This window comes from Rhizobium sp. CC1099 (assembly GCF_029714385.1).
GTDB lineage: Bacteria > Pseudomonadota > Alphaproteobacteria > Rhizobiales > Rhizobiaceae > Rhizobium.
Genome location: NZ_CP121641.1, coordinates 1624409 through 1637293, shown reverse-complemented (window position 1 = coordinate 1637293; position 12885 = coordinate 1624409). Strand labels below are relative to the sequence as shown.

At 61.8% G+C, this 12885-nt stretch carries 8 protein-coding genes; 3 read left to right on the top strand and 5 right to left on the bottom strand.

The features are described from left to right. Positions 1-161: 161 nt before the first annotated feature. Together QA644_RS08440 and QA644_RS08435 are read left to right on the top strand one after the other, a co-directional pair. Positions 162-1964 (top strand): extracellular solute-binding protein, encoded by a 1803-nt coding sequence (locus QA644_RS08440; RefSeq protein WP_283071939.1) that lies wholly within the window; start codon positions 162-164, stop codon positions 1962-1964. Positions 1965-2061: 97 nt separating this feature from the next. Further along, a complete protein-coding gene (locus tag QA644_RS08435; protein WP_074070260.1) occupies positions 2062-2733 on the top strand; it encodes a DsbA family oxidoreductase in 672 nt (223 codons plus the stop codon). Positions 2734-2739: 6 nt separating this feature from the next. Here QA644_RS08435 and mfd read toward each other — a convergent pair whose 3' ends face one another. After that, a complete protein-coding gene (gene mfd / locus QA644_RS08430; protein WP_283071937.1) occupies positions 2740-6246 on the bottom strand; it encodes a transcription-repair coupling factor in 3507 nt (1168 codons plus the stop codon). After that, positions 6243-6560: a succinate dehydrogenase assembly factor 2 gene (locus tag QA644_RS08425; protein ID WP_283072349.1), complete on the bottom strand. Its 318-nt coding sequence runs from the start codon at positions 6558-6560 to the stop codon at positions 6243-6245. The genes mfd and QA644_RS08425 overlap by 4 nt, the downstream gene beginning before the upstream one ends. A 91-nt stretch (positions 6561-6651) precedes the next feature. Between QA644_RS08425 and recG the strand changes: the two genes are divergently transcribed. After that, on the top strand, positions 6652-8757 hold the full coding sequence (gene recG, locus QA644_RS08420; RefSeq protein ID WP_283071935.1) for an ATP-dependent DNA helicase RecG: 2106 nt from the start codon (positions 6652-6654) through the stop codon (positions 8755-8757). Here recG and QA644_RS08415 read toward each other — a convergent pair. From QA644_RS08415 to glmU, 3 genes are all read right to left on the bottom strand, one after another. After that, entirely contained in the window at positions 8713-9444 is a 732-nt protein-coding gene (locus QA644_RS08415; protein WP_283071933.1) for a DUF502 domain-containing protein, read from the bottom strand. The two genes, recG and QA644_RS08415, sit on opposite strands and share 45 nt — an antisense overlap. A 116-nt stretch (positions 9445-9560) precedes the next feature. Then, positions 9561-11387, bottom strand: a complete 1827-nt coding sequence (glmS, locus tag QA644_RS08410; RefSeq protein WP_074068085.1) for a glutamine--fructose-6-phosphate transaminase (isomerizing) — start codon at positions 11385-11387, stop codon at positions 9561-9563. A 95-nt stretch (positions 11388-11482) separates the two neighbouring features. Continuing rightward, the gene (glmU, locus tag QA644_RS08405) at positions 11483-12847 is read right to left on the bottom strand and encodes a bifunctional UDP-N-acetylglucosamine diphosphorylase/glucosamine-1-phosphate N-acetyltransferase GlmU (protein ID WP_283071931.1); all 1365 of its coding nucleotides are present in this window, start codon (positions 12845-12847) and stop codon (positions 11483-11485) included. Positions 12848-12885 lie beyond the last annotated feature (38 nt).

The following is a 12885-nucleotide window of genomic DNA, read 5'->3' as shown; positions in this document are numbered from 1 at the left end:
AAAACCCGGGACCACCTGTTACATTGAGGTGATCCAGATATCCAGTATTTCTTTGGCAATTTCTGGATGGGCCGAAAGATTTCGGCATGTGAATGTTCGATTTCCTGCCGTGCATGATAGTCTTTGGCCGAATCGTGCCTTTTGCCGGAAAGGATTTGAGCATGCTCCGGGTTGTTTTCCCTCTTGCCTTTACGCTGTTTTGCGGCGCCGTTGCTGCCAGCCCGCTGCATGGTATCGCCATGTACGGAGAACCCGCACTGCCCCCGGATTACAAGCATTTCTCCTACGTCAACCCGGACGTGAAAAAAGGCGGCAAGATCACCTACGGCGTCGTCGGCACCTTCGATAATCTCAACCCTTTCATCCTGAAAAGCATGCGGACGACAGCGCGCGGCATGTGGGATCCGGACTATGGCAACCTCGTCTACGAATCGTTGCTGCTGCGCTCCCGGGACGAACCTTTCACTCTCTATGGACTGCTTGCGGAAACCGTCGAATGGGACGAGGACCGCACGTTCATCCAGTTCAATCTCAATCCGAAAGCCAAGTGGTCCGACGGCCAGCCGGTGACGGCCGACGACGTCATGTTCTCCTTCGAGTTGCTGCGCGACAAAGGACGCGTGCCCTTCGCGAATCGTCTCAGCCTTGTCTCTAAGATGGAGAAGGTCGGCGAGCGCAGCGTGCGCTTCACCTTCAACGACAAGGCAGACCGCGAAACGCCGATGATCTTTGGACTTTTTCCAGTCCTGCCCAAGCACGCCATCGATCCCGAAACCTTCGACCGGACGTCTCTCGTGCCGTCGCTCGGCTCCGGCCCTTACAAGATCAAGACGGTGAAGCCCGGCGAGAGTATCACCTATGAGCGCGACCCGAACTATTGGGGCAAGGATATCCCCTCCAAGGTCGGCATGGACAATTACGACCAGATCACCGTTCAGTATTTTCTTCAGGACACGACGCTCTTCGAGGCCTTCAAGAAGGGCGATATCGACGTCTATCCCGACGGCAGCCCCGGGCACTGGGCGACGGCCTATAATTTTCCGGCGGTTTCTTCCGGTGCCGTGATCAAGGATACATTCCAGTCGAAGCTGCCGAGCGGCATGTTCGGCTTTGTCTTCAACACGCGACGGCCGCTATTCGCAAACATCAAGGTTCGGGAGGGACTCTCGCTGATCTTCGACTTCGAATGGGCGAACAAGACGCTCTATTCCGGTGCCTACAAGCGTACGCAGAGCTTCTGGCAGAATTCGAAGCTTTCGAGCTTCGGCGTTCCGGCCGATGCCCGCGAACTCGACATGCTAGGCCCGATCAAAGACAAGATCGACCCTGCCATCCTCGACGGCACCTACAAGCTGCCTGTGACCGATGCTTCCGGACGCGACCGCACTGTGCTGAAAAAGGCAGTGCAGGTGCTGAAGGAAGGCGGCTATTCGATCCAGGGCGGCAAGATGGCGGATGCCAGCGGCAAGCCGCTCGCCTTCGAGATCATGACGCAGAATGCCGATCAAGAGAAACTTGCGATTGCCTTTCAGCGTTCGCTCCAAACACTGGGCATTGCCGCTTCGGTCCGCACAGTGGACGATTCGCAATATCAGAGCCGGACCAATAGTTTCGACTATGATGTTATCCTAAAATCTTATGTGTCGTCGCTCTCGCCCGGCAACGAGCAGCTTTCCTATTGGTCCTCGGCTGCGCGCGACCGCGAGGGCAGTTCAAGTTTCGCGGGCGTTGCCGACCCAAATGTCGATACGTCGATCAAGCATATTCTTACCGCGCGCTCCGACGAGGATTTCACCGCCGCCGTCAGGTCGTATGACCGATTGCTGCTTTCCGGCCATTATGTATTGCCTCTCTACCATATCGACCAGCAATGGGTCGCACGCAACAAGCGGCTCGGCCGTCCCGACGCTGTGCCGCTTTACGGCTACCAGCTTCCGGCCTGGTGGGATCAGAGCGTGCAATAAGCCTGCCGGAGCCGGTTCCTTTTTCCTGCCTGGTTGAAGTCGGACGCGTCAGGGCATAGATGGCGTGGAAAGCCTCGGACCGATGAAAGGAACCACCATGCAACGCATCACCATCGACGTCGTATCGGATGTCGTCTGCCCCTGGTGCTATCTCGGCAAGGCGCGGCTTGAGCTTGCTATCGCGGAAGTGCAGGACGAGGTGGGCGTCGACATCAACTGGAGGCCCTACCGCCTCAATCCCGACTATCCGCCCGAGGGCGTCGATCAGAAGGAAGCGCTGGAGCAGAAGCTCGGCGGCGCCGAACGCGTCGCGCAGGCCCACAAGATGCTGACCGACTTCGGCCGCGAGGTCGGCATCAATTTCGACTTCGAAGCGATCAAGATCGGGCCGAATACACTCGATGCGCACCGCCTGATCCATTGGGCCATGGTGGAGGACCGCGAGAAGCAGGACCGCGTCGTCAACGCACTCTTCAAGGCGAACTTCGAGGAAGGCAGCAATGTCGGAGACCACGCCGTATTGCTCGACATCGCCGAGCAAGTCGGGCTCGACCGCGCTGTCATCGCCTCCCTGCTTGCTTCGGATGCCGACCGCGACCTGGTGATTGCCGAGATCGAGGCGGCCCAGAAGATGGGTGTCAACGGCGTCCCCTTCTTCATCTTCGACCAGCAATACGCTGTCAGCGGCGCTCAGACGCCGGACGTGCTGGCAGGCGCGCTTCGCGACATCGCCAAGGCGAAGGCGGAAGCGCGCGCCGGGCTGAACTGACCGGCCCTACGGCTTTGCCATTTCGGCCAGCTGCGTCATGACGACGGCCGCGCCCTGCAGCCGCTTTTCCGGCGTCGGTAGGTCGCGGGTCAAAAACACGCTGTGGTCCGGACGGATCTTCGCCATCGTGCCCTGCTTGGCGATATACCCGACCAGGTTTGCCGGGTTCGGGAATTCCTTGTTGCGGAATTGGACGACCACACCCTTCGGGCCGGCGTCCAGCTTTTCGACATTGGCGATGCGGCAAAGCGATTTGATGTAGACGATCTTCAAAAGATGCTGCACCTCGATCGGCATCGGACCGAAGCGGTCGATCATTTCGGCGCCGAAGGCATCGATCTCCTTGAGCTCAGTGATCTCGCCGAGGCGACGATAGAGCGCCATGCGCAGATGCAGGTCCGGCACGTAGCCGTCCGGGATCATCACCGGCGTCCCGACCGAAATCTGCGGCGACCAGCCGGTATCCTGAATTTCGTCCACGCCCTTCACCTCGGCGACCGCCTCTTCCAGCATCTGCTGGTAAAGCTCGAAGCCGACTTCCTTGATATGGCCCGACTGCTCCTCGCCCAGAAGGTTACCCGCCCCGCGGATATCGAGGTCGTGGCTGGCGAGCTGGAAGCCGGCGCCGAGCGTATCCAACGACTGCAGCACCTTGAGGCGACGCTCGGCGGTTGCCGTCAGCACCTTGTTGACCGGCAGCGTGAAGAGCGCGAAAGCGCGGACCTTCGAGCGGCCGACGCGGCCGCGGAGCTGATAGAGTTGCGCCAGACCGAACATGTCGGCGCGGTGGACGATCAGCGTGTTGGCTGTCGGGACATCGAGGCCGGATTCGACGATGGTCGTCGAAAGCAGCACGTCGTAACGGCCGTCGTAAAAGGCATTCATGACGTCTTCGAGTTCGCCCGCCGGCATCTGACCATGGGCGACGGCAACCTTCAGCTCGGGAACATCCGACCGCAGGAAGGCATGCACGTCCTCGAGGTCCGCCAAGCGCGGACAGACGTAGAAGCTCTGGCCGCCGCGATAATGCTCGCGCATCAGCGTCTCGCGGATGACGAGGCTGTCGAAGGGCGAAATGAAGGTGCGCACCGCCATGCGGTCGACCGGCGGTGTTGTGATCAGCGACAGCTCGCGAACGCCGGTCATCGCCAGCTGCAGCGTGCGCGGGATCGGCGTTGCCGAAAGTGTCAGCACGTGGACGTCGCTCTTCAGCTCCTTCAAGCGTTCCTTGTGCTTCACGCCGAAATGCTGCTCCTCGTCGATGATGAGGAGGCCGAGATTGGCGAATTTGATGCCGGCGCCGAGCAGCGCGTGCGTTCCGACGACGATATCGGTCTTGCCCTCGGCCACCTCCTTCTTCGTAAGAGCGAGTTCCTTCGCACCGACAAGGCGCGAGGCCTGCTGGATACGCACTGGCAGGCCACGGAAGCGCTCGATAAAGGTCTTGAAATGCTGCCGCGCAAGCAGCGTTGTCGGTACGACCACAGCGACCTGAATACCATTCATCGCCGCGATGAAGGCGGCGCGCAGCGCAACTTCCGTCTTGCCGAACCCGACATCGCCACAGACGAGGCGATCCATCGGGCGCCCGGCGGCAAGGTCGCCGCGCACGGCCTCGATGGCATTGTCCTGATCTTCCGTCTCATCGTAGGGGAAGCGGGCCGCAAACTCGTCGTAAAACCCTTCCTGTGTCGTCAGCGCCGGCGCGTGGCGGGTCAAGCGCTCGGCCGCAATTCGGATCAGCGCGTCCGCCATGTCGAGCAGGCGCTTCTTGAGTTTCGCCTTGCGCATCTGCCATGCGCCGCCGCCGAGCCTGTCCAGCTGCGCTTCGGTCCCCTCACCGCCATAACGTGACAGGAGATCGATGTTTTCGACCGGCAGGAAGAGCTTGGCGTCATCGGCATATTGCAGCTCTAGACAGGCATGCGGGGCGCCCGCCGCCTCAATTGTCTTCAGGCCGACGAAACGGCCGATGCCGTGTTCGGCGTGAACGACGATCGAACCTTCGTCGAGACCCCCAACCTCCGAAATGAAGTCGGCAGCGCGCTTTCGGCGTTTCGTGCGGCGAACCATGCGGTCGCCGAGAATGTCCTGCTCGCCGATGACGATAAGGTCACCGATCTCGAAGCCCGATTCGAGGCTGAGCACGGCTGCCGCTGCCTCGCCCCTGTCCAGCGAATCGACGGCCTTCAACGCTTCGACCGGCTTGACGCGTTCCAGGCCATGCTCGTTCAGCACCTGCAGCAGGCGTTCAAGCGAACCTTCCGTCCAGGCGGTGATGAGAACCTTCGCGCCGCCTGCCCGCCTTTCGGCGATATGCTTGACGACAACATCAAAGATGTTGACGCGCTCGGCATTGCCGCCGCCTTCGGCATTCGCCCGCGCCCAGCGCTCGCCCTGGCGCGCACCGATATTGACGACGCGCCTTGCCTCGCCCTCGTGCTCGTTGAAGGGCGAAATCCGCATGGTATTAAACGCATCCAGAGCCTTCGCAAAGATTTCGCTGTCGAGATAAAGCTGACCGGGCGTCACAGGCTTGTAGGGTGTTCCCTGCGCCATCTGGCCCTTGACCTGCTGGGCTGAGTTCAGGCGGGCATCGAAGTAGTCGAGAACCAGCTTCGAGCGCTCCTCGGCGGCCTCACGCACGGTATGATCCGTGACCATCCGAAAACCCTTCAGGTAATCGAAGACAGTCTCCAGCCTCTCGTAGAAGAGCGGCAGCCAGTGCTCCATGCCGGGATAGCGGCGCCCTTCGGAAACGGCAAGATAAAGCGCGTCGTCGCGGGTCGCGGCGCCAAAGGCCGAGAGATAATTCTTGCGGAAGCGGCTGATTGTATCCGGCGTCAGCGTCACTTCGCTCATCGGGTTGAGATCGAGAGAACGCACCTGCCCGGTCGTGCGCTGGCTTGCCGGGTCGAAGCTGCGGATACTCTCCAGCGTATCGCCAAAGAAATCGAGACGGACCGGCTCTTCGGATCCCGGAACGAAAACGTCGAGGATGCCGCCGCGCACCGCATATTCGCCGACCTCGCGCACCGTCGCGACCCGGTCGAAGCCGTTGCGCTCCAGACGGCCGGCGAGGTCGTCCATGCGCACCTGGTTGCCGGGGCGCGCCGAGAATGCCAGGCTCTCGATCACATCTTGCGGCGCCACCTTCTGCAGCATTGCGTTGACGGTAACGAGCACGATTGCCGCATGTGGCTTCTTGCGATGGGCGATCAGGCCGCTCAGTGCCGCCAGGCGGCGGGCCGAGGCATCGGCGCTGGGCGAAACGCGGTCGTAGGGCAGGCAGTCCCAGGCGGGCAGCGTAAGAACCGGGATGTCGGGCGCGACAAAGCCGAGCATTTGCTCCAGGTCGGCCATGCGCTGCCCGTCGGAAAGCACGTAGGCGACCGGTCCGCCAGCGCGTGCCAATTCGGCGAGCAGGAGCGGTTCCAGGCCGGACGGCACATTGCCGATCGTCAGCGGCTCGGCGGCGGCTGCGAGCTTGCTTGCATCAAATCCTGGGATCATTCCGGCTTCCTGGATGTGGTGTCGGCTGGGTATTCGAAATCCGGCTTGAAGGCTGCGAGGCGTTGGAACATCGGCGTTTGAAAGCGCTGCGGCACGGGCCATGTGCCCATAACCCAGCGCAGAAGGTCGTTATCTTCCTCGCCCATAATGGTTTCGAGCTCGTCGAGCTCTGCTTCGGACAGCGTCGCCACCTCGGCTTCGGCGAACTGGCCGAACACCAGATCCATCTCGCGCAGCCCGCGATGCCAACAGCGGAACAATATGCGGCGGCGGCGCGGGGCGAGACCGGCACTCGAGAGTGTCACACCTGTCATGGCATCACCTTCCTGTTGATGCGCCTCTATAGCCCCTCGAAAGCGGCTTGTCAGCCTTGCCAATGCCCTATTCTTCATCGCATTTTGCAGCATGCGCCCCACCATCCTCGATCCGTTGTTTTCCCCCGTTTCGGCTCTTTCGGGCGTCGGCCCGAAGATTGCTGAGCTGCTGGTGAAGCTGCTTGGACGCGAGACACCGGACGATACGCGGATCATCGACCTGCTCTTCCATGCGCCGCATTCGCTGATCGATCGGCGCAACCAGCCGGGAATTGCACGCGCGCCGCAAGGTGCGATCGTGACGATCACGGCGCGGGTCGACCGGCACCAGCCCCCGCCGAAGGGCAAAAGCAATATCCCCTACCGCGTCTTCTTGCACGACGAGACGGGAGAACTCAGCCTCGTCTTCTTCCGCGGACAGGCGGCGTGGCTGGAAAAGCAGCTTCCGATCAACGAGGAGGTCACCGTCAGCGGCAAGATCGACTGGTTCAACGGCCGGGCAACGATGGTGCATCCGGACTACATCGTAAAGGCAGGCGATACGGAGAGCCTGCCGCTCGTCGAGCCCGTCTACCCGCTGACCGCCGGGCTCTCACCGAAAACGCTGCACAAGATCATTGAGGCGGCGGTGCTGCGCATGCCGGAACTGCCGGAATGGATCGATCTTTCGCTGGCGCAGGCACAGGGGCTGCCTTCGATCGCCGACAGCTTCCATATGCTGCATGAACCGCGCGATCCAACAGACGTCGATCCGCAGGCCCCTGCCCGCCGAAGGCTCGCCTATGACGAATTCCTTGCCGGACAGTTGTCGCTCGCGTTGGTACGCCAGCGTCTTCGCAAGGTCCCCGGGCAGCCGGTCCATGCCACCGGCAAAATCAGCGGCAAGATCCTGCAGGCGCTGCCCTTCTCGCCCACGCGCAGCCAGACGGAAGCAATCGCCGACGTCCTGAAGGACATGGCTGGCGAAGACCGCATGCTGCGACTGTTGCAGGGCGATGTCGGCTCCGGCAAGACGCTGGTGGCGCTGATGGCCATGGCCGCGGTGATCGAGTGCGGCGGACAGTCCGTTCTGATGGCTCCCACCGAGATTCTCGCGCGTCAGCACTACGCGACGATCTCCAAATTCGCCGCTTCTGCCAGTCTCGGTATCGAGGTGCTGACGGGCCGCACCAAGGGACGCGAGCGCGACGATATCCTGGGACGCATCGCTTCCGGCGAGGCCCAAGTCATCATCGGCACGCATGCGCTCTTCCAGGAGAGCGTCAACTACAAGAATCTAATGCTGGCAGTCGTCGACGAGCAGCATCGCTTCGGCGTACACCAGCGGCTGCGGCTGACGGCGAAGGGGATCTCGCCGCACATGCTGGTGATGACGGCAACACCCATTCCACGCACGCTGGTGCTCGCCGCCTTCGGCGACATGGATGTCTCGAAACTCACCGAGAAACCCGCCGGCCGCAAGCCGATCCAGACGATCACCATACCGAGTGAACGGACCGGGGAAATCATAGGGCGGCTGCAAAGCGCGCTTGCCGAAGGCAAGAAGGCCTATTGGATCTGCCCGCTGGTCGAGGAATCCGAAGAGCTCGACCTCATGTCCGCCGAAGAGCGGCATGCGACGCTGGTCTCAACGCTCGGACCGGGCATCGGCCTTGTCCACGGCCGCATGAGCGGACCGGAGAAAGATGCCGTGATGATGGCGTTCAAGAACGGCGAACTCAGACTGCTGGTGGCGACGACCGTCGTCGAAGTGGGCGTCGACGTGCCGGATGCGACGATCATGGTGATCGAACATGCCGAACGCTTCGGTCTCGCGCAGCTCCATCAGCTTCGCGGCCGCGTCGGCCGTGGCGACGAAGCTTCGACCTGCATCCTGCTCTACAAAGGCCCGCTCGGCGAAACCGGCCATGCGCGGCTTTCGATCATGCGGGAGACGGAGGACGGCTTCCGGATTGCCGAAGAAGACTTGAAACTGCGCGGCGAAGGCGAACTGCTCGGCACCCGCCAATCCGGCACGCCCGGCTTCCGGATCGCGAGCCTCGAAGCGCACGCCGACCTTCTGGAGATCGCCCGAAGAGATGCCGCCTATCTGATCGAGCGCGACCCGGAACTCACGAGCGAACGCGGTTCCGCGTTCCGCACCCTGCTCTATCTATTCCGGCGCGACGAAGCGATCCGCTTTCTTCGCGCGGGCTAGCAGTCTCGGTTTTCCCGGAACCGCCGGTTCCTTGGACGGCTTGGCCGGAAATTCTGGCGCCACGAGGCCGCCGGAGACGAGCAGCTTGGCGCCGTCTTCCGCGCTCATGTCGAGCACGACGATCTTTTCGCGCGGCACGAAGATCAGAAATCCCGCGGTCGGTATTGGCGTCGGCGGCAGGAACACACTCACCATATCCTGGCCCATCGCATTGAACTTCGAAGCGATCTCGCCTTTTGCATCGGTTGCGATGAACACCAGCGCCCAGAGGCCGGGGCTCGGATACTCGATGAGGCCCACCTTCTTGAAGGAATTGCTGCGTTCCTCGAGCACCGTCTCGAATATCTGCTTCACGCTCCTGTAGATGCTGCGCACCAGCGGGACGCGGCGTACCACCGACTCGCCGAACTGGACGATGGTCCGGCCGATGAGGTTCTTGCCGAGAAAACCGATGATGGTGATGAAGATCATCGCGATCACCAGGCCGGAGCCGGGTACGGCGAAATTCAGGTAGCTGTCCGGATCGTAACGCGCGGGAATGTAAGGCTTCACCCAGCTGTCAGCCCACCGTACGACGGACCACGTGAGCCACAGCGTGATCGCAATCGGAGCACAGATGATAAGGCCCGCAAGGAAGTTGTTTCTCATGCGGGTCGCTATCGGCAATCGGGGCAGTTTGTGCGCCATCGCTCGCGATGAACTCCCTTGAATCTACCGGCTGACGTGATCAGGCGCTCCCCCGCACCTGGAACGAAGCTGCCAGAATTCGGCCCCTTTCACAAGCCTTCCGGCGGCATTCCGATTCACTCCACCGTGACCGATTTTGCAAGGTTTCGTGGCTGGTCGACATCCGTGCCCATGAAGACGGCGGTGTGGTAGGCGAGCAGTTGGATCGGCAGCGAGAAGATCATCGGCGCGATGATCTCAGGGACGTTCGGAAGCGCGATCGTCGCCATTGTCGGCAGCTTGGAGGCAGCAGCGCCTGCTTCGTCGGTGATGAATATGATCCGGCCGCCGCGGGCTGCGACTTCCTGCATGTTCGAAACGGTCTTTTCGAAGAACCGGTCGTAAGGCGCGATCACGATGACCGGCATGTTCTCGTCGATCAGCGCGATCGGCCCGTGCTTCAATTCGCCCGCCGCATACCCTTCCGCATGGATATAGGAAATCTCCTTGAGCTTCAGCGCACCTTCCATCGCCAGCGGGAAGCTGGTGCCGCGGCCGAGATAAAGCACGTCGCGGCACTTGGAGAGTTCGCGTGAGAGACTTTCCATCTGCGGCTGGACGAGGTTCAGCACACGGCTCATGACGCGCGGCATTTCGGCGAGTTGCCGGACGAGCCCCTTTTCCTCATCGGCGCTGACGGTGCCGCGCGCCTTGCCGGCACCGATCGCCAGAGACGCGAGGACGGCCAGCTGGCAGGTGAAGGCCTTCGTCGAAGCAACTCCGATTTCAGGACCGGCCATGATCGGGAAGACGGCATCGGATTCGCGCGCGATCGTCGACTCCTGCACATTGACCACGGCGCCGATCTTCAGGCCGTTGTCCTTGCAGTAGCGGAGCGAGGCCAGCGTGTCTGCGGTTTCGCCGGACTGCGAGATGAAGAGTGCAGCCTGCGACGGCTGCAGCGGCATTTCGCGATAGCGGAATTCCGAGGCGACATCGATCTCTACCGGCAGGCGGGCATAGCGCTCGAACCAGTATTTGCCGATCAGACCGGCGAGATAGGCGGTGCCGCAGGCCGAGATTGCGAGGCCGCTGACTGTCTTGAAATCAATCTCCGACGCATTAGCACCAATCGTGTTCTCGGCAAAATTCATGTAGTGGCTGAGCGCGTGGGAGATGACCTCCGGCTGCTCATAGATTTCCTTTTCCATGAAGTGACGATGGTTGCCCTTGTCGACGACATAGGCCGTCGCCTGCGATATCTGCCGCGGGCGATTTAGCGGGTTGCCGGAGAAATCGACGATGGCCGCACCGTCGCGGGTGATGACCGCGCAGTCGCCGTCGACGAGATAGGTGATTTCGTTGGTGAAGGGCGAAAGAGCGATTGCATCCGAGCCCAAGAACATTTCGCCGTTGCCGAAGCCGATAGCAAGCGGCGGGCCGGAGCGCGCTGCCAGCAACGTGCCCGGATCGCTCTGCAGCATGACGACGAGCGCATAGGCGCCCGTCACGCGGTTCAGCATCCTCAGCATGGCAGCGCGGGGCTCAAGCCCTTCGCGTAGGTATTTCGCCATCAAGTGGGCGACGACTTCGGTGTCGGTCTGGCTTTCGAATACCGCACCTTCAGCGTTGAGCTCGTCACGCAGGTCCGAGAAGTTTTCGATGATGCCGTTGTGGACGACCGCCACGCCCTCGACGAAATGCGGGTGCGCATTGGTCTGGTTCGGAACGCCGTGCGTTGCCCAGCGCGTATGGGCGATGCCGGTCGTACCAGGCAGCGGCTCGACGTCGAGGCACTTCTCGAGATTGAAGAGTTTGCCCTCGGCGCGGCGACGGCTCATCACGCCCTCGTGGATCGTCGCGACGCCCGCCGAATCGTAACCTCGATATTCGAGCCGCTTCAGCGCATCAACCAAACGTTCCGCGACCGGCTGACTGCCCACGATGCCCACAATACCGCACATGAAAATCTCCCCAACGCTTCGAAAATAACGAGCCAGTCCTAGCGATTTTCTGTTATTTCTCAATCGGTCAGCCGGTCACATTCGATTTCCGGCCGTTACTCAGTCTTGGCTTGCTTTGCGGCCTTGATCGCCTGCGCGCGCTCGCGGATCGCCTTGGCGCGCTCCGGTTTCATTTCCTGGCGCGCCCGGCCGAAAGCGAGCGCCTCGGCAGGGACATTGTGGGTGATGACGCTGCCCGACGCAATATAGGCACCGTCGCCAATGCTGACCGGAGCAACCAGCGCACTGTTGGAGCCGATGAAGGCGTTGGCGCCGATACGGGTCTCGTGCTTGTTCACGCCGTCATAATTGCAGGTGATCGTGCCCGCGCCGATATTGGCCCCGGCGCCGATGACCGCATCACCGATATAGGTCAGGTGGTTGACCTTGGCGCCCTCACCGATCTGCCCGTTCTTCACCTCGCAGAAGTTTCCGACCTTCGATCTCTCGCCGAGATCGGCGCCCGGCCGCAGGCGTGCAAAGGGACCGACCGTCGCACCGACGCTCACATGCGCGCCTTCGATATGGGAGAAAGCATGGATCACCGCGCCGCCGTCGATCACCGCGCCCGGACCGAAGACGACGTTCGGCTCGATCAGCGCATCCTGGCCGATGACAGTGTCGTGCGACAGGAAAACCGTTTCGGGGGCGATCATCGTCACGCCGGAGATCATCAATTCGTGGCGGCGGCGCTCCTGCCAGAAACGCTCGATCGCCGCGAGTTCTGCCCTGTTGTTGCAGCCGGTCATTTCCACTTCCGGCGCATCGACGGCCGTGACTCGGCCGCCGAGCGAGCGGGCAATCTCGACGAGGTCCGTGAGATAGTATTCGCCTTTGGCGTTGCTGTTTTCAATGCGCGCAAGGAGATCGAGGGCCTTGCGGCCGTTGATCGCCATCAGGCCGCTATTGCACCATTTGACGGCGCGCTCCGCATCGGTCGCGTCCTTCTCCTCGCGGATCGCAATCAATTCGCCGTCCTTGACGAGTAACCGGCCGTAGCCTGTGGGCTTGCTCGTATGGAAGCCGATGACGACGATATCGCTGCCCTCCGCCAGTCCCTGGCGCGCCGCCTTCAGCGGCCCCTCGGTCTGTAACGGGACATCGCCATACGTCACCAGGATATCGTCGTAGCCGCGGGCGATCGCTTCGCGTGCCGCAAGAACTGCATGTCCGGTTCCGAGGCGCTCCTTCTGCAAGTGTGCCTCGACCTCGACGCCGCCGATTCTGGCGGCCTTCGAGACTTCGTCGGCATCACGCCCGACGACGAGAGCGACCGACGAAATGCCGGCCTTCGCCACGGCGTCCACGACGTGTGCGATCATCGGCCGGTTGGCGACCGGATGCAGCACCTTCGATTTCGAGGATTTCATGCGTGTGCTGTCGCCGGCGGCAAGAATGATGGCAAGGCAGGTGCGTTCCATGGGGCAGGCTCCGGGAATCCGTTGTTCAGCTCTGCCTC